The sequence below is a fragment of the Arthrobacter sp. NPDC058192 genome (assembly GCF_042883665.1).
GTDB lineage: Bacteria > Actinomycetota > Actinomycetes > Actinomycetales > Micrococcaceae > Arthrobacter.
Genome location: NZ_JBHVVJ010000010.1, coordinates 102,248 through 119,290, shown reverse-complemented (window position 1 = coordinate 119,290; position 17,043 = coordinate 102,248). Strand labels below are relative to the sequence as shown.

The following is a 17,043-nucleotide window of genomic DNA, read 5'->3' as shown; positions in this document are numbered from 1 at the left end:
TCAGACGGGATAGCTCTCAGACCGGGAAGGTCTCAGGCAGGAAGGTGTGAAGGTGGTCCGACGACGGCGGAGGGCCGCCGTCGTCGGCACGCGGAATTTCTGTCTTAGGCGGTGCGCTTGGCGGGGGCGACGACCTTGATGACGGCGGAGTCGTCGGCGGCGGCCAGGCCCTGGGCCTGGCCCAAGAGGTACAGCTGCTCGGCGGCCGCAGCAACGGGGGCGGCGAGGCCGGCCGCGCGGGTGGCCTTGCCAACAATGCCCATGTCCTTGACGAAGATGTCCAGGCGGCTGAGCACCTCGGCGCCGTCCTCGGTGTAGGCCTCGAGGATGCGCGGGCCGCGGTTGGAGAGCATGAACGAACCTGCGGCACCGGCTTCGAGAGCGGCCAGGGTCTTCTCCTGGTCCAGGCCCAGGGCGTCGGCCAGGGCCAGGGCCTCGGCGGCGGCGGCGATGTGAACGCCGCACAGGAGCTGGTTGACGGTCTTGAGAGCCTGGCCGTCGCCGGGCTTGTCGCCCACCACGGTCAGGGTGGAGGCCAGCAGTTCCAAGGCGGGGCGGGCCTTTTCCTGCGCCTCCGGAGAAGCGCCCACAACGATCAGCAGATCGCCTTCGCCGGCACGCTTAGGGCCGCCGGACAGCGGCGCGTCCACGAGCTCGACGCCGTATTCGGCCAGACGCTGGACGGTGGCCGGGATGGCTTCGGTGCCCACGGTGCTGCCCAGGATGACGACGGCGCCGGGCTCCAGCACGGAGGCCACGCCATTCTCGCCGAAGAGGACATCGCCCAGCTGCTCGCCGTTGCGCACCGCCAGCAGCAGGGCGTCGGCGCCCTTGGAGGCTTCCCGGGCGGAGCCGAACGTGCGGATGCCGGCCGCTTCAGCCAGCTTCAGGCGCGGCTCGGCGATGTCGAAGCCGTGGACGGTGAGCTGGCTTGCCAGGCGGGTGGCCATGGGCAGGCCCATGGCGCCGAGGCCCAGGACGGTGACGGTGTAGTTGCTGGTCATGGTGTTCTCCATCGAATGAGGTGTCGGGTGGCTTGAGGGCAGGCGTGAAGCTTGGGTAGGTGGGCCCACGCCGGCGGGGACTTGCGAAGGCTGGGAGCCGGCGGGGACTTGCGAAGGCTGGGAGCCGGTGGGAATTAGAAAGTGTTGCTGAGCTTGCGCGTGACATCTGCAAGGGACTGGTCATCGCCCACGTTGCCGGCGAAAACGATGTACGGGATGCCCTTGGCCGGGCCGTCCACGGGTTCCCAGAGGCTGACGATGCCCGGCAGCATGGGGCCGCGGACAATCGCGTGCCGGATTTCCAGGCCGTGCGCGGCGACGTCCGAGGACGTGATGCCGCCCTTGGCGATCACGAAGCGGGGCGGGAAGGTCTTGAGGGTGCGGTTCACCACTGCGACGACGGCGGCGGAGACCGTGCGGGCGATCTTCAGGCTGGCCGCGGCGTCGTCCGTCTTGATCAGCAGCCGGCTCGTGTGGACGATCACGTCACCACCGCGAAGGGCCGCGACAACCGCATCAACGGTCTCATCGAGGTATCCCGCTGCGTTGTCGCCGAGAAGTTTCTCGACGTCGATCTCCACGATCCGTGCCGCGCTGTGCTGCTCGGTGAGGGCGTTGAGCTGACGGGTGGTGACGCCAACGTGTGAGCCGACCACGATGAGGCCGCCGGCCTCCGAGGGGGTGTTGCCGGCGTAGGCCTCTTCGCCGGTCAGTTCGCTGCGGATTTCCTGGCCGATCCGGGCGCGGACGAACGGCGGCCCGACGCGGTAGAGCAGCTTTTTGCCGCGGCGCTCTGCTTCCTCCAGCCCCAGTGACAGGGCACGGAGATCGTTTTCGGTGACGATATCGGCCACGATCGGGGTGGAGTTCGTGGCTGCGTCGATGGCGTCGGCGATGGCCTTGGCGGAGATCTGCGGATCGGCGGAGGCGCGGATTATGTTCAGGTCCAGCACGATCACCGAGTCCGCGGGGAACCGGCCCTGCGACTTCTCTTCCACGTACTTGGCCATCTCCGAATTGGCGAAGCCGAAGCTGGCGTCGCGGGCGAATTCGGTGTCGGCCACCGGCGTGAGCTTCCCGGCGTTCTCGCCCGTGCCGCGGGTGAAGTGCACGCCGCCGATCGTCACGCGTCCGGCGTCGGGGAACGCGGGAACAATCACGACCCCGTCCGTCGCCTCGCCGTTGACGGCGGTGACTGTGGCGGCAATGACGTCCGGCTCGAGCGGGAAATGGCCACGGAGAGTGGAATCGCTTCGGCTGACGAAGCTGAGCCGCAGTCCTCCCTCAGCCGTTCCGGCGGCTGATGCGGCGGCGAGGGCGTTCCGGACGATTTCCTCGTTGCGGGCCGCCGCCTCTGCCGGGTCCAGGCTGCGGGTGTTGGTCAGCACGTAGACGGCGCGGGGGTGCTGTCCGTCGGCTTCGAGGGCGAAGGCCCAGGCGAAGTCCGGCACTTCCCAGCGGGTCAACACGGGCAGGTTCGCCACGGACTGCGTGCCGGTGGGGTCGTCGTCGAGCACTACCAGGACGCGCGGGGATGCCTCGGACGAGGCCGCCACGCTGTCTGCCACGAGCCGGGCGGGGATCTGTACTTCCGCCGGGAAGGCGGCCAGCACGTCTGCTTCGAGGGGCACTATTCACTCCATTGTGTGGGATCTATCGGTGGAAAGCCGCGGTTCTGTGGGGAGCCGCCGCAACGGTCTAAATGTAAGATGTCAGACATCTTATATTCGGTGCTAGTGTGTCATATGGCACAAGGACGCGCAAGTAGACTTGGCCCTCAGGGAGCGCGCCGGCAGGCGCCGCCTCTGGCAGGACATCAGTCAAAGCGGAGTCGCTGGACGGGGAGAATTGGCTAGGAAATCGCTGGTCGGCGTTGTGGCCGACGAACTGCTGGACCGGATCATTGCGGGCGAATTCCCGCCCGGCGCGAGCGTCCCCGGCGAACTGGAGCTCAGTTCCCGGCACGAAGTCAGCCGGATGACCGTGCGCGAGGCCATGAAGACCCTCGAAGCCCAGCGGATCCTGAGCGTGGAACGGGGCCGCGGCACGTTCGTGAACCCGGTGACCCGATGGGGTTCCCTTGACGCCGTACTGCGGGCGGCCTCGGAAGGAACCAACGACGCCTCGGCCGCCATTCAGCTCATTGAGCTGCGCCGGATGCTGGAGAGCGGCGCCTGCGAATTGGCCGCCGGACGGATGCCAGATCCGGACCTCCAGGTGCTGCGCGGGCACGTGGAACGGATGCGACTGGCGCACGACCGCAACGATCTGGCGGCCTTCGTCGAGGCAGACCTCGCCTTCCACGACGTCATTCTGCAGGCCTCGGAGAACGTCTTCGTCGCCGCGTTGTTCGAGCCGCTGCACCGTGTCCTGGAGAAGCGGCGAACGGAGACGTCCAAAGTGCCCGACATCCAGGAGCATGCCATCGGGCACCACCAGAACATCGTGGACGCCTTGGCCTCACGCGACCCGCACCGCGCCCGCGACGCCATGGATGCGCACATGCAGCAGACCCTTGAGGACCTGAAGACCTACGTCCTGGCCCAAGGTACTGCCTGACGCGGGTGCGCTCGGGGATCCGCCGCCGCGGTTCACTAGGGGCATAAGTACCTAGCGCGGCATGCATTATCGGCGTATTTCTGTTCATGTGAACGCCGCCAGGTTCCTTGAACCGGACGCCGACCATACCGGCGCCAAACTCCCCGCCGCGGGGCTGTGGCAACCCGGGGATCGGAGTTCCGCGCGAGGGCCTGCAGACAGGCGTTCAGCTCCCTGGAACCGCTACGTCGCCATGGGGGATTCCTTTACGGCGGGCGTCGGAGACCCGGAGCCGCTGAGCCCGGGCGGCATGCGAGGATGGGCGGACCGCGTTGCCGAGGAACTTGGCGAGGGCCGCGGCGATTTCGGCTACGCAAACCTGGCCATCAGCGGCCTGGTCATGCGCGACATCCTCGAACAGCAACTCGGACCGGCCCTGAACCTGAAGCCGGACCTCGTCACCCTCTCCGCAGGCGGGAACGACCTCCTGTTCCACCGCGGCGATCCCGACCGGCTCGTCGCCACCCTCGACGACGCCGTGGCGGCGCTCTCGGCTACCGGGGCGACCGTGGTCCTGTTCACCGGGCCGGACTGGGGCGAGACCGCCGTGCTCGGGCACGTCCGGGGAAAGGTCGCGGTTTTTAACGAAAACATCCGCGTCATCGCCGCCCGGCACCACAGCGTCATCGCCGACTTGTGGGCACTGCGGCAACTGACCGATCCGCGGATGTGGGATCCGGACCGTCTCCACTTCTCGCCGCTGGGACACCACACTATTGCGGCCATGGTCCTGGACACGCTTAACGTGCCGCACCGCCTGCGGCCACTCGAGCCCCGTCCCATGCCGCCCGGAAACTGGCGCGAAGCCCGGGCCGGAGACCTCGCGTGGATGGCCCATTACATGCTGCCCTGGATGGTGAGCCGGATCAGGCCCCGGGCCGACACCCTGCCCCGGCAGGCCAAGCGCCCGCTGCCCGGCCCGCCGCCCGGGACCCGGGGTCCAGCACCTCTAGTCCGGCCGGGTTCCGTCGGCTAGTCTGCAGGAACGGCCCGCAGCCGGGCATCGATGGCGATCACGAGGAGCGAAGTTGTCTAATCACACTTACAGCATTTCTGAAATTGTCGGAACCTCGAACGAGGGCGTCGATGCGGCCGTCCGGAACGGCGTTGCCGAGGCCGCCAAGACCCTCCGGAACCTTGACTGGTTCGAGGTCAAGGAAATCCGCGGCCACCTTGAAAACGGGCAGGTCGCCGACTGGCAGGTCACCATCAAGCTCGGCTTCCGCCTGGAGCGCTGATACCGGCCTCCGGAGCGACGCACGCCGATCCGCCGCCGGAGGGAACCCACGACACGTCAGGACGGAGGAGGTCAGGGCGGAGAGGAGCGCTTCATGCGCTACACGCATCTGGGCCGCTCCGGCCTCACCGTCTCACGCCTGTGTTTGGGCACCATGAACTTTGGTCCGCAGACCGGGCAGGCGGAGGCCTTCGAAATCCTGGACACCGCACAGGCTGCAGGAATCAACTTCGTTGACACCGCCAATGTCTACGGCGGTTCGAGCCACCGCGGGTGGACCGAGGAAATACTCGGCAACTGGTTCGCCCAGGGCGGCGAGCGTCGGGAGCGCACGGTGCTCGCCACCAAGCTGTTCGGCACCATGACGGACAGGCCCAACGAGTCCAAACTCTCGGCCCTGCACATCCGCCGGGCACTCGACGGCAGCCTGAAGCGGCTGCAGACGGACTACATCGATCTCTACCAGTTCCATCACGTGGACCGAAACACGCCGTGGGAGGAGATCTGGCAGGCCATCGAAGTGGCCCTCCAGCAAGGCAAAATACTGTACACCGGCAGCAGCAACTTCGCCGGCTGGCACATTGCCCGCGCCCAGGAATCGGCCGCCCGCCGCAACTACAACGGGCTGGTCAGCGAACAGTCGATCTACAATCTGCTGACCCGGAACGTGGAATTGGAAGTTGTTCCTGCCGCGCAGAAGTATGGGCTGGGGCTCCTTCCGTGGTCGCCGCTACATGGCGGACTGCTGGGCGGGGTGTTGAAGAAGGAGGATGCCGGCGTCCGCCGCACCGCCGGGCGCGCGCTCGAGGCACTCAAGGCGCACCAAAAGCAGATCCGGCGGTTCGAGGATTTCACCGATGAACTTGGCCAGGAACCTGGCGACGTGGCACTGGCGTGGCTGCTCCACCAGCCTGCAGTCACCGCTCCGATCATCGGCCCGCGCACCCTGGAGCAGCTCCAGGCCGCCATCAAGGCCCACAAATTAAGGCTCGACGCCGATGCGCTCAAGCGTCTCGACGAGATTTTCCCTGGCCACCGAACCGCGCCCGAAGACTACGCCTGGTAGTCCGCGGCTGATCACTCATGCCGACGCCGTGTCGACCGCATGAATCCCGGTGAAATGAGCGTGAAATGGCCCGGGAAATTCGCCGACTTTAGCCGCGCGCCCAGGAAACCTGCGGAGAGCCGGGTGGAACTTTGATACTAAGCATGATTAGTATTGGGGCAGAAGGATGAAGCGCACCCGGGATCCGGGTGCCTCCTCAATGAAGAAGAAGGAACGATAAAATGGGCTTTTTCGCATTTCTGATTCTGGGCCTCATCGCTGGAGCAATTGCTAAGGCAATCCTGCCGGGACGTCAGGGCGGTGGCATTTTGATCACCCTGATTCTGGGCGTCGTCGGCGCCCTCCTGGGTGGGTTCATTGGCAATGCGCTGTTCCACGTGGGCATCAACGAGTTCTTCTCGCTGTCGACCTGGCTGCTGGCCATCGGCGGTGCGATCATCGTCCTGCTCGTTTACGGCATGATCTCCCGGCGCTCGGTTCGCTAACGCGGAGCGAGACCGGAAGCCGGTCCCGGGTTTTCCCGGGGCCGGCTTTTTCGCACAATTCCCGCGGGCCGCGGCGGCATCAAGACCGTATATTCCGGGCCGCGCGCTCATTCTCAAGAACGTCTATTATTCACTTACGTCTTCAAGGAACAGGAGCACAGAATGAAGGGCAAACTTCTTCTCGGCGTCGGGCTGGCCGCGGGCTACGTCCTGGGCTCACGGTCCGGCCGCGCAGCCTATGAAAAGCTCAAGGCCCGCAGCACGGAACTCTGGCAGAGCAAGCCTGTCCAGGACAAGGTCGCGGCGGCAGCCGGCGCGGTCAAGGACAAGGCACCCGAGGTCTCCGAGCAGCTCACCGAAGCCGCCCGCCGGGCAGGGACCGTGATCAGTTCCGCCGTTCACCGCGACGCCAGCCAGCCAAACGCCACCGGCGGATCCGCGGCGGAAAAAACGCCGCCAGCCGTTCCCGACCCGGCCAGCCCTGCCACTCATATCGATCCGGATATCCGCCCTTACTAGGCCGGAGGCGCCGGCCGCTTGGCCTGGGCGGCCGGCGTCGCCGCCCCTAGTCTGGAGAGACCAGCCGGCCGGCCACCACCGTGGCGCCCAGCTTTTCCGACCGCAACACCCGGGCCGTCAGTCCGTGGCACCGAAGAATCGCGGCTGTCTCTGCAGCCTGCCGACGGCTGGTTTCGATCAGCATGTGGCCGCCGGGCGCCAGCCATTGCGGCGCACCGGCGGCTATCCGGCGCTGCAGGTCCAGCCCGTCGGGGCCGCCGTCGAGGCAGGCCCGGGGCTCATGCACGCGTGCCTCCTGCGGCATGGTGCCGATCTGCGCCGACGGAACGTAGGGGGCGTTGACGGCCAACACCCGGACGCTGCCTCGGAGTTCCGGCGGCAGCGGATCATAGAGATCGCCTTCGTGGGCGGCCCCGCCCAAGGGCACAATGTTGCGGCGCGCACAGCGCACGGCTGCGGGGTCGACGTCGGCGCCGTGGAGTTCGACGGGTCCGCAGCGCACGGCAAGCGCCGCCCCGACGGCACCGGACCCGCAGCAAAGATCGACGACGACAGGTGCGGGACGGCGAGCCCCGCCCGCCTCCTGGCGCCACGCGTCCAGGAGCGCAGCCGCCTGCCGGACGAGGAATTCGGTTCGTCGCCGCGGCACGAAGACTCCGGCAGCGACGGCGATGCGGAGTCCAAAGAATTCCGCCCAGCCCAGAATGTGTTCAAGGGGCAGGCCGGCAACCCTCCGGCCGGCCATGGCCTCGAGATCCTCGGGTGTCCTGGCCGCGTCCATCAGCAGGCGGGCTTCGTCTTCGGCGAAAACGCAACCGGCTGCCCTAAGCCTGGCCGTGAGGGTCTCGTGCGCGGCATGCTGGTGCGGGGAATGCTGGCGGAGTACTGGCATGGGAGCGCCTTCCGTTCTGTTCCCAGACGTCCCCAAGTGGGCTAGCCCCGGCTGGCGGGCCGGCAGCGCAGGGAGGGCACCTGTTCTGGACTGACGTGAACGGGACCCACCTCCTCGTGCTGCAGCTGCTCGGACTCCCCATGCTACCCAAGGCAGGCGCAGGCGGCGCCTGGTGGAGGTAAACGAGCCGTGGCTGGCAGGATGTCATCATGGCATCCTTCCCTGGACACGACCTCATCTGGACCGGCTCCTACACGGCGGACTCCGGCGGCAGCGCGACGGGAATCGGCGCAATCACGGCGACGGCAGAGGGCGCCCTGCGGTGGCTCGGTGACGCGGCGGCGGCAGACTCCCCGTCCTTCCTGGCCGTCCACCCCTCACTTCCGGTGGTGTACGCCGTGGCCGAGCAGGCCGGGACGGTGCGGGCCTACCGCCATTCGGTCGGGTTTGGCCTCGAGCCCGCCGGTCGGGCATGGTCGGCCGGGGAGGCGCCCTGCCATGTCGCCGGGAACCTTCCGGCCGCTTCCTCGTAGTCTGCTGCTGGGGCGACGGCCAAGTGCTGTTCTACGAGCTCGACGGCGACGGCGGCATCCTGGACCGGGCAGCCGCGGCCCCCTCCCGCGACCCCCACGGTGATGCGCCCGGCGCGGAACGCCGGCCCAGCCGCGCCCATGCCGCGCTCATGCTGGCCGACGGCCGGGTGATGACCACCGACCTCGGCCACGACCTGCTGCGGATCTGGACTGTCCGCCGCGGACCGGCGCCGGGGCTGGGGCTGGCTCTCGACCATGAGGTCGTCCTGCCTCAGGGCAGCGGCCCCCGACACCTGGTCCAGCACCCGGGCGGGAACGTCTTTGTGGTGACCGAGTATTCCGTGGAGGTGGCGGTGGCCCGGAAGTCGGCGGACTCCGGGGACTTCGAGGTCGTTTTCGTCGGACCGGCCACTGCGGGCGGGGCGCTGCGGGGAGATTCGGCGGCCGAAATCGCCCTGGCAGCCGACGCTCGGCACGCCTACGTTGGCGTCCGTGGCACGAACCGGGTCACTGCGCTGGAGGTGGCGGCCGACGGCGCGGCGCTGCGCCCGCTGGCCGACGTTCCCAGCGGCGGCGACTGGCCCAGGCACCACCTGGTCCGGGCCGGATGGCTCCACGTGGCCCACGAACGGTCCGGCGACATCGTGACGTTCCCGCTCGACCCGGGAACCGGGCTGCCGGGCGAACCCACGGACCGCCTGCGCGTGGCGTCCCCGACCGCGCTGGTGCCAGCTCGAAGCGGGCCTGCCCTGCGGGACTGAGCGGCGAGCGGCCGCGGGGCGAGCCAGCGGCTCTGTCAGGAGCCGGCTAACACCGCGGCAGGCTGGTCAATGCCGTCCACCTGGAATCCGCACCGGCAGCACCAGACCGGCGGGAGCGCCACGGGCTGGCCCGCAGGCTCGAACGAGAAGGATGCCATCGCGACCGGCTCCGGCGAGCGCCACTCCATGCGTGATCCGCAGTGCACCGGGACCCTGTTTTCCGGCACCCAGGGCCGGACCACTTCCCGGACCACCGCGTTCGGGAGCATCATTTGCGGCAGCGTCATGGGCGGGAACATTGGATCAGGGAACATCGGGTCCGGCAGGGTCGGATCCCCGAAGGTTCCGGTCGCTTCAAGCAGCGCCAGCGCCGCCGGCTCCCGAAGCGGAGGCTCATCACAGGGTTCCCCGGCAACGGTTAGGGTTTCAGCCACGATGCCTACTCTCAGTTGAAGTCGAACAGTTCAGATCAAAAAACCAAGTAGTAAGCATACATATAATTAGACTGGCTAACTAGCTTGACGCGCCGGCTGATCCCGCTTTCCCAGACGGCGCGCCATGCGGACGGTGCTCATCGCGCATGGCCGAACCCATCCGGCGCAGAAACGAAATGACCACCCGGGCCTCGTCAGCGCTCATCGACTCGGCCACGTCCATCATCCGCCTGTGCATCTGGCCGAGAGCCGCGCGGACGTCGGAATCGGTGGCGACCGTCGGCACGATGACGAGCGAGCGCCTGTCGGTGGGATGCGGCTCGCGCCGGACGTTCCCGCTGGCCACCAGGCGGTCGATCAGGGAGGTAGTTGAAGCGGTGGTGATGCCCAGGACGCGGCTGAGATCCTTGGGGCCGACCCGCTCGCCGCTCGCTTCGGCACGCAGCAGGTAACGCAGAGCCAGGAGGTCGGTCTCACCCATTCCCATCGAGTCGCGGGAGGACCGCCTCGTCGCCGCCTCCGACGTCCCGTACTCCCGGAGGGCCTGCAGGACGGCCGCGGCGGCATCCAGCCCGCCCTCACGGCCATCCAAGTTTCCGGAGGGCGGCGCACCGTGGGAATCCATCCGGCAATCCTAGCCGAACAGGTATCTAGCCAGCCGAACAATCCGGCGCCGGCAGGCCTGTTTTGACGTCAGCCAGCCGGCAGCGGACACAAAAAACCCCGGTCCCTGCTGCCAGGAAACCGGGGTGTTCCACTCTTCGCTAAAAGAGTGGGCCCTGTGGGGATCGAACCCACGACCCACGGATTAAAAGTCCGATGCTCTACCAACTGAGCTAAAGGCCCCAACTGATAGCTCCGAAGCAGCGGATAAATCCGTGGCGACGGCGCGTTTCAGCCCAGTCCATTTCTGAACGTTAACACTGTACCCCAGACCTGGCCCGGCTTAGGACTCCGCCCGCACAGGCCCAGGTCTTGATCGGCTGCACGGGGCAGGCCGTCCTCGATTCCCTGGCGGCACAGGAGTAGCGTGGTGGGATGAACGAGCACGCAGGATCCAGCGTCCCCGGCCCGCGGCACCACAAGCCGAAACCCTTCGCGCCGATCGACTTTGAGCCGTTCGCCGGCGGGGCCGATCCCGCCCGCGTCTCGGAGGCGGCCCATCTTGCCGCCCAGGCGTTGGTGCGCCGGGGCCGTGACAGCGACGACCCCAAGGTGACCAGACGGCTGGTGAAGCTTGCCGACGAGCAGGGCCTGGAGGCGATCGCCGAAATGTGGGCCGAAAGCCCGGCGCGGTCGCTGCCCGGCGCGCTGTGGCGGCTGTACGCATTGCGGGCCGCCACCATCCAGGATCCGGAGCGGATCTCCGTCTATTTCAGGGCCGGAAAGGACACGGCCCAGGTGTCGCATGTGGTGGCCGGTGCCGCTGAACCGCCGGGCGCGGACGAGATGAAAACCATGGCCGACGCGATCCTCTCCGGCGCGTTCGACGGTGATTTCGACGTTGCGCTTGAACGTTCCGCGGCGTTCTGCCGGGTGGTGGCCCTGGGCCAGGCGACCCTGGCCGACGGGGCCGAGCACAGCAACGAAGTCCATGCCAGCAAGCTCACCCGCAGCTCCCACCTGCTGGTCAAGACGGCGGAGGACCTTGAGCACGCCGCCAACGCGTGGCGGCTCGGCGAACTCGATTAGGCGGGGCGCCCGGGCGGCTGCGACGCCGCGGATGGCGGCCAGGCGCCACCCGGGAACGCACGGCCGGGGCCCCCTGTCAATGTTGACTTGAATGAACCGACGTAGAAAACTAAAAGCGGTGCCGAGCCGCGAAACCCCCGGGCTTCAACATTTAGCCGCCTAGAGCGGCCTACCGCCGAGAGGCGTATCCGGTTCGGCACCATTTTTTGTGCCTCTTTGCACCGAGCCCCCTGGGTTATGGGACAAACGCGTTGCCTGCGCACGAGCCAGCGACGTCGGACGGTAAAGTAAGGGCCATGCGCAGGCCACCGTCAAGTCACACGGACGGCCGGCTGCACCCGCGACACTCTCCTCGGAAGACCGGTGACACCCCGTGAAGCTGCGCCTGTTTCCGCAGGAGTCCGCCGGACTGAACCTGCTTGCCCAGATGGCGCGCCAGATCGTGGTGGCCACCGGAACGCTCTCGGAGATCCTCGGGGCCCCGGCCAGCGAGCATGCCCGGCTCGTAGAGGACATGCACAATCACGAGGCCAAATCGGCGGAGCTGCACTTCGCCCTCCTGACCCACATGCGGACCAGCTTCGTCAATCCCCTGCCCCGCGAGGACATGTACGCGCTGTCCCGGTACCTCAACGAGGCGCTGGAGAAACTCGACGCCGCCGCCGAGCTCGTGTCCCTCTACAAGCTGGAGCGGCTGTCCAAGCGCGCGGCGGACCAGCTTGAAATCATCAGCAGGCAGGCCGAACTCACCGTTGAGGCCATGCGGAAGCTGGACAACCTGGATGACCTTGAGGACTACTGGATCGAGATCCTGCGCCTGGCCAAACGTGCCGAACGCACGCACCGGGTCTGGGTCGCGGACATGCTCCAGGAAATGAAGGCGATGACGTACGCGCGCCACCGCGACATCGCGAACCAGCTGGTGGATGTCACGAAGGACATGCGCCGGATAGCCACCCAGGTGGGCAGCATCATCGTCAAGGAATCCTGACGTGATGCAATTCATCCTGGCCCTGGTGCTGGTGAGCGCCGGGGCCTTCGCTTTCCTCAACGGTTTCCGGGACGCTTCCTCCTCGGTGGCCCTGGCCGTGCGGACGCGGGCGCTCACCCCAACGGTGGCGGTGTTGCTGGCCAGCCTGTTCAACTTCATCGGTGCCGGGCTGAGTGCCGCCCTGGTGCTGGCCGTCAGCCAGGCTTGGCTGACGCTGCCGGCCGGCACGAACGGCCTCACCATCCTCCTCGCGGGACTGCTCAGCGCCATTCTGTGGGGCCTCTACCTGTGGTGGCGCGGCATCCCGGCGTCCTCCACGCACGCCCTGGTCGGCGGGCTCGCCGGGGCCGGGGTCGCGAGCGTCGCCATCGGGGGCAATCCCGTCACCGGCGTCGACGCGTCGCTGTTGTACCAGGTGGCGCTCCCGCTGCTGGTCTCGCCGGTGATCGCCTACGTCGGGGCGTACCTGCTGACCTGGCCGGCCAGCTGGGCCGCGCGGTACACGCCCCCGAACGTCGTCAATACCCGGTCCAGGATGGCGCAGGCCGTCGCCGCGGGGGCCGTTGCCTTCGGGCACGGGCTGCAGGACGGCCAGCGCACATCCCTGGTGGTGGTTCTGGCGCTGCTGGCGGCCGGGCTCTCCGACGGCGGTTCAGTGCCGGTGTGGGTCGCCCTGCTGACGGCCCTCCTGCTGTCGGCGGGGACGCTGGCGGGCGGCTGGCGGATCTCCTACACGATCGGCCACCGGCTGACCCGGATCGACCCGATCCGGGGATTTGTCGCCCAGATGTACAGCTCGGTGATGCTGCTCGTCGGCGCGATCGGGCTGCACTGGCCGGTCTCCACCACCCATACGGTGACGGCAGCAACGCTCGGCGCCGGCGCCAACCAAAGCTTTCCGGGCACCGACCGCCTGTTGGTGATCCGCATCCTGGCGTTCTGGGTCCTGACGCCGGTTGCCTGCGCCGCCGCGGCGTTCGTCCTGCAGCTGGCCCTCTCGCCGCTCGCAGGACGGTAGCAGGGGTTCCTACAGACACGTCAGCCCCTACTGGCGTCGCCTATTCGGGATGTTTCCCTGAACACGACAACGTCCCCGTATTGGTGGGCGATTTCGATCACGGTCGGATTGTCCCGTAGCGGGATGTCCGATTGTCTGAGAACTCCTACTACAACTGCGTCCAGAGCTGTGTTTAGTCCTACAGACTGGATAGCCACCTTGTCCCTCCCCATGTACTTCTTTACAAGGATCTCTCTAACCGAGTCGAGTTTGGACCAGGACCATTGGGCGTCCACCAGGACAATCTGCTTGTGGCCCGGATCCTGCTTCTTGGCCAGCTCTTCGAGCCCTTTGGCGGCGGTGTCGGAAGGTTTGGAAACCCCTACGAATAGTTTGGAGGAGTCCGCAGAGAAGTAGGCCCCTGAAAATGTGTCGGGGTAGGCAGTGACGTACTCGTTGACCTTGTCCGCAATGTTGGTCAGCTCGCCACTGGCCGATCCTGTATATACAGGATCGGTGACGATGCGGACTGGCTTCTGAGCTTGGGTCGTTCCGTTCGCAGAGGGCGGTCCCGGTTGGGCATCACTGCCTGGAGCACCACACGCAGCCAGACAAAAAGCCGCTCCCAGAACAACCGCCAGCGAGGGCTTGGAAAGATCCTTCACCTGCACGCCCTTCAACGAATCCCTATGCCGAACTATTCGCCCGCTCGTGGATGGTGTCAAGGATCCGAGCGAGGGGCTCGGCCAGCTGGCGAGTGGCAGAGAAGATGAGCCGAAGTCTCCGGGAGTCAGGACCTGCTGCCAGCAGCACTTCAGGAGGCGGGGACGTCAGGAACATCTCCCACCACAGTGCTCTGACTCTCCTCTGTGCGGCGCGGGTTATCCGAAGCGGCCGGAGACGTAGTCCTCGGTGGCCTTCTCAGTCGGGTTGCTGAAGATGGTCGGGGTGTCGCCGAACTCGATCAGTTTGCCCGGCTTGCCGGTACCGGCGATGTTGAAGAAGGCCGTCTTGTCCGACACGCGCGCCGCCTGCTGCATGTTGTGGGTCACGATCACCACCGTGTACTGGTCCTTGAGCTCATTGATGAGGTCCTCAATTGCCAGCGTCGAGATCGGGTCCAAGGCGGAGCAGGGCTCGTCCATGAGGATCACCTGCGGTTCAACGGCAATGGCACGGGCGATGCACAGGCGTTGCTGCTGCCCGCCGGACAGGCCTGAGCCGGGCTTGGTCAGGCGGTCCTTGACCTCGTTCCACAGGTTCGCGCCCTGCAGGGAGCGCTCCACCAGGACGTCTGCCTCGCCCTTGGAGATTTTCTTGTTGTTCAGCTTCACGCCGGCCAGCACGTTGTCCCGGATGGACATCGTGGGGAACGGGTTGGGGCGCTGGAACACCATGCCGATCTGCGAGCGGACCGTGACCGGGTCAACGCCTGTGCCGTACAGGTTGTCCCCGTCCAGCAGCACTTCGCCCTCAACCCGAGCCCCGGGGATGACCTCGTGCATGCGGTTCAGGGTGCGCAGGAAGGTGGACTTGCCACAGCCCGACGGGCCGATGAAGGCCGTGACGGACTTGGCGTCGATGTTGATGTTGACGTCTTCGACGGCCAGGAATTTGCTGTAGTAGACGTTCAGGTCCTTGACGTCGATGCGCTTAGACATGGTGTTCCTTCACTTGCTGGTGCTTTGAGTGGCGGGCGCGGCGTGGGCCTAGCGGCCGGCCTTGGGGGCGAACATGCGGGCAATCAGGCGAGCGCCGAGATTGAGCAGCATCACCAAGATGATGAGCACCAGGGCAGCGCCCCAGGCCCGTTCGGAGGACGGATCCGGGTTGGACGGGGAGGTGGGGTTCAAGATCTGGGTGTAGATGAACGTGGGCAGCGAGGCCATCCAGCCGCTGAACACGTTGGTGTTGATGGTAGTCGCGAAGCCGGCGGTGACCAGGATCGGCGCGGTTTCGCCGATCACGCGGGCGATCGCGAGGGTGATGCCGGAGGCGATGCCGGAGATCGCCGTCGGAAGAACCACCTTGAGGATGGTCCGCCACTTGCGGACGCCGAGGGCGTAGGCGGCCTCGCGGAGTTCGTTCGGGACAATCTTGAGCATTTCCTCGCTGGAGCGGACCACGACGGGGATCATCAGCACGGAGAGGGCGACGGCGGCGACGGCACCTGTTTTGGTGCCGGGGCCGACCAGCGCAAAGAAGGCGGCTGCGGCGAATAGACCGGCGACAATCGAGGGGATGCCGGTCATGACGTCCACGAAGAAGGTGATGGCCCGGGCCAGCGCGCGGTCCTCGCCGTATTCCACGAGGTAGATCGCGGTCAGCAGGCCCACCGGGACCGAGATGAGGGTCGCAAGGATCGTGATCAGCAGGGTGCCCATGAGCGCGTGGTAGATGCCGCCCAGCAAGGGGGCGCCTTCCTCGACGGTCTTGTTGTCGAAGGCGCCGGTGACGCCGTTCATGGATGTGGTGAGGAAGCCGGGGTCCAGGAGTCCCGGGAGCCCGTTCACCAGCACGGTCCAGATCACTGAAAACAGGGGCAGCAGGGCAACCAGGAAGGAACCCACAACGAGGCACGTGGCCAGCTTGTCCTTGGCTTTGCGGGCGCCTTCCACAACGAAGCTCCAGCCCACCAGCCCGACGGCGAAGAGGACCGCGGAGACGACTCCCCAGCCGAAGGCGTTGAAGCCGATCAGCGCGAGGACGGCGGCGCCGAGGATCAGGGCGACGGCCAGGACGATGTAGGGTGCGGGCTTTGGAAGCTGGCCCTTGGTGAGGGCCGATCGCTTCCGGACCGGGGTCAGGGTGGAGGTCATTTAGTTGGCTCCCGAGAATTCTTTGTGCCGGGTAATGATCCCGCGCGCGATCATGTTCACGCCGAGGGTGATGACGAACAGCACCAGGCCGGCGGCGATCAAGGTGTTGACTTTCAGCCCGCTGGCCTCGGGGAAGTTCAGCGCGATTTCGGCGGCGATGGTCTGGTTGCCGCTCTGGATCAGGCTGGCGGTCAGGGCCCCGGAGGACAGCACCAACGCCACGGCCATGGTCTCGCCAAGGGCCCGGCCCAGTCCCAGCATCACGGCGCTGATGATTCCGGGCCGGCCGAAGGGCAGCACGGTCATCCGGATCATCTCCCAGCGGGTGGCACCGAGAGCCAGCGCAGCCTCTTCATGCAGCTTGGGGGTCTGCAGGAAGATTTCGCGGCTCAGGGAGGTGATGATCGGCAGGACCATGACGGCCAGCACGATGCCCGCCGTCAGGATGGTTTTGCCCGTGGCCGAGGCCGGGCCCTGGAAGATCGGCAGCCACCCCATGTTATTGGCCAGCCAGTTATAGGCCGGGGAGACTCCCTGGGCGAGGACCGCAACGCCCCAGGCGCCGTAGACCACGGAGGGGATGGCGGCCAGCAGGTCCACCACGTAGCCCAGGCCGGCGGCGAGCCTGCGCGGGGCGTAGTGGGAAATAAACAGCGCAACGCCGATGGCGATCGGGGTGGCAATCACCAGTGCGATCACGGCGGCGATGAGGGTGCCTATGACCAGCGGCCAGATGTAGGTGAAGAATCCTTCGCCGCCCTGGATCTTGTCGGCCGGGGCAACCAGGGCCGGGATGGCCTGGATGACCAGGAACAGCGCCACGCCGAAGAGCACGACGAGGATCAGACACCCTGCTGCCAAGGTGGCGGCGGAAAAGACTTTGTCACCGGCGTGGCCTGCGCCCCGGGACTTGGTCAGGGAGGTGGTGGTCACTTCACGGTCCTTCGGTTTGGATGGGGTCCGGACGCCGGCTGCGGAGGCCTGCGCAGCCGGTGCCGGCAAAACTTGATGGTTC

General features: G+C 66.9%; 18 protein-coding genes, 1 tRNA gene and 1 pseudogene. 10 read left to right on the top strand and 10 right to left on the bottom strand.

Features of this window, described 5'->3' with window-relative positions; translation table 11 throughout:
• Window positions 1-104: 104 nt before the first annotated feature.
• Both ACFVVK_RS11925 and ACFVVK_RS11920 read right to left on the bottom strand, forming a co-directional pair.
• Window positions 105-1,004 (bottom strand): NAD(P)-dependent oxidoreductase, encoded by a 900-nt coding sequence (locus ACFVVK_RS11925; RefSeq protein WP_390266697.1) that lies wholly within the window; start codon window positions 1,002-1,004, stop codon window positions 105-107.
• A gap of 134 nt (window positions 1,005-1,138) precedes the next feature.
• A complete protein-coding gene (locus tag ACFVVK_RS11920; RefSeq protein WP_390266695.1) occupies window positions 1,139-2,635 on the bottom strand; it encodes a four-carbon acid sugar kinase family protein in 1,497 nt (498 codons plus the stop codon).
• Window positions 2,636-2,852: 217 nt separating this feature from the next.
• On the opposite strand from ACFVVK_RS11920, the gene ACFVVK_RS11915 reads away from it, so the two are divergent.
• From ACFVVK_RS11915 to ACFVVK_RS11890, 6 genes are all read left to right on the top strand, one after another.
• Window positions 2,853-3,563 carry a FadR/GntR family transcriptional regulator gene (locus tag ACFVVK_RS11915; RefSeq protein ID WP_390266693.1) on the top strand — a complete coding sequence of 237 codons (711 nt, stop codon included), beginning with the start codon at window positions 2,853-2,855 and terminating at the stop codon, window positions 3,561-3,563.
• Between the two features lie 232 nt (window positions 3,564-3,795).
• Window positions 3,796-4,578 carry an SGNH/GDSL hydrolase family protein gene (locus ACFVVK_RS11910; RefSeq protein ID WP_390266691.1) on the top strand — a complete coding sequence of 261 codons (783 nt, stop codon included), beginning with the start codon at window positions 3,796-3,798 and terminating at the stop codon, window positions 4,576-4,578.
• A gap of 52 nt (window positions 4,579-4,630) precedes the next feature.
• A complete protein-coding gene (locus ACFVVK_RS11905) occupies window positions 4,631-4,840 on the top strand; it encodes a dodecin (RefSeq protein ID WP_090954457.1) in 210 nt (69 codons plus the stop codon).
• A gap of 93 nt (window positions 4,841-4,933) precedes the next feature.
• Complete coding sequence (locus ACFVVK_RS11900; RefSeq protein WP_390266689.1) at window positions 4,934-5,905, top strand: aldo/keto reductase; 972 nt, start codon at window positions 4,934-4,936, stop codon at window positions 5,903-5,905.
• 221 nt (window positions 5,906-6,126) lie between these two features.
• Window positions 6,127-6,390, top strand: a complete 264-nt coding sequence (locus tag ACFVVK_RS11895) for a GlsB/YeaQ/YmgE family stress response membrane protein (protein ID WP_390266687.1) — start codon at window positions 6,127-6,129, stop codon at window positions 6,388-6,390.
• A gap of 162 nt (window positions 6,391-6,552) precedes the next feature.
• Window positions 6,553-6,909: a YtxH domain-containing protein gene (locus ACFVVK_RS11890; protein ID WP_390266685.1), complete on the top strand. Its 357-nt coding sequence runs from the start codon at window positions 6,553-6,555 to the stop codon at window positions 6,907-6,909.
• 46 nt (window positions 6,910-6,955) lie between these two features.
• Here ACFVVK_RS11890 and ACFVVK_RS11885 read toward each other — a convergent pair whose 3' ends face one another.
• Window positions 6,956-7,801: a putative protein N(5)-glutamine methyltransferase gene (locus ACFVVK_RS11885; protein WP_390266683.1), complete on the bottom strand. Its 846-nt coding sequence runs from the start codon at window positions 7,799-7,801 to the stop codon at window positions 6,956-6,958.
• Between the two features lie 209 nt (window positions 7,802-8,010).
• Between ACFVVK_RS11885 and ACFVVK_RS11880 the strand changes: the two are divergent.
• Window positions 8,011-9,095, top strand: a pseudogene (locus ACFVVK_RS11880) (lactonase family protein).
• A 35-nt stretch (window positions 9,096-9,130) separates the two neighbouring features.
• Here ACFVVK_RS11880 and ACFVVK_RS11875 read toward each other — a convergent pair.
• The 3 genes from ACFVVK_RS11875 to ACFVVK_RS11865 all read right to left on the bottom strand — a co-directional run bounded on the left by ACFVVK_RS11875 (window position 9,131) and on the right by ACFVVK_RS11865 (window position 10,375).
• Window positions 9,131-9,529 (bottom strand): hypothetical protein, encoded by a 399-nt coding sequence (locus ACFVVK_RS11875; protein WP_390266681.1) that lies wholly within the window; start codon window positions 9,527-9,529, stop codon window positions 9,131-9,133.
• A 79-nt stretch (window positions 9,530-9,608) separates the two neighbouring features.
• On the bottom strand, window positions 9,609-10,154 hold the full coding sequence (locus ACFVVK_RS11870; RefSeq protein ID WP_390266679.1) for a MarR family winged helix-turn-helix transcriptional regulator: 546 nt from the start codon (window positions 10,152-10,154) through the stop codon (window positions 9,609-9,611).
• Between the two features lie 148 nt (window positions 10,155-10,302).
• A tRNA-Lys gene (locus ACFVVK_RS11865) sits at window positions 10,303-10,375 on the bottom strand.
• A gap of 192 nt (window positions 10,376-10,567) precedes the next feature.
• Between ACFVVK_RS11865 and ACFVVK_RS11860 the strand changes: the two genes are divergently transcribed.
• The 3 genes from ACFVVK_RS11860 to ACFVVK_RS11850 all read left to right on the top strand — a co-directional run bounded on the left by ACFVVK_RS11860 (window position 10,568) and on the right by ACFVVK_RS11850 (window position 13,230).
• Window positions 10,568-11,221 (top strand): hypothetical protein, encoded by a 654-nt coding sequence (locus ACFVVK_RS11860; protein WP_390266677.1) that lies wholly within the window; start codon window positions 10,568-10,570, stop codon window positions 11,219-11,221.
• Window positions 11,222-11,594: 373 nt separating this feature from the next.
• Complete coding sequence (locus ACFVVK_RS11855) at window positions 11,595-12,212, top strand: DUF47 domain-containing protein (protein WP_390266675.1); 618 nt, start codon at window positions 11,595-11,597, stop codon at window positions 12,210-12,212.
• A 4-nt stretch (window positions 12,213-12,216) separates the two neighbouring features.
• Window positions 12,217-13,230 carry an anion permease gene (locus ACFVVK_RS11850; RefSeq protein ID WP_390266842.1) on the top strand — a complete coding sequence of 338 codons (1,014 nt, stop codon included), beginning with the start codon at window positions 12,217-12,219 and terminating at the stop codon, window positions 13,228-13,230.
• Window positions 13,231-13,250: 20 nt separating this feature from the next.
• Here ACFVVK_RS11850 and ACFVVK_RS11845 read toward each other — a convergent pair whose 3' ends face one another.
• From ACFVVK_RS11845 to pstC, 4 genes are all read right to left on the bottom strand, one after another.
• Entirely contained in the window at window positions 13,251-13,874 is a 624-nt protein-coding gene (locus ACFVVK_RS11845) for a hypothetical protein (RefSeq protein WP_390266673.1), read from the bottom strand.
• Window positions 13,875-14,090: 216 nt separating this feature from the next.
• Window positions 14,091-14,870 (bottom strand): phosphate ABC transporter ATP-binding protein PstB, encoded by a 780-nt coding sequence (gene pstB / locus ACFVVK_RS11840; RefSeq protein WP_390266671.1) that lies wholly within the window; start codon window positions 14,868-14,870, stop codon window positions 14,091-14,093.
• A gap of 48 nt (window positions 14,871-14,918) precedes the next feature.
• The gene (gene pstA / locus ACFVVK_RS11835) at window positions 14,919-16,028 is read right to left on the bottom strand and encodes a phosphate ABC transporter permease PstA (RefSeq protein WP_390266669.1); all 1,110 of its coding nucleotides are present in this window, start codon (window positions 16,026-16,028) and stop codon (window positions 14,919-14,921) included.
• Entirely contained in the window at window positions 16,029-16,961 is a 933-nt protein-coding gene (gene pstC / locus ACFVVK_RS11830; protein WP_390266667.1) for a phosphate ABC transporter permease subunit PstC, read from the bottom strand.
• Window positions 16,962-17,043: the final 82 nt, after the last annotated feature.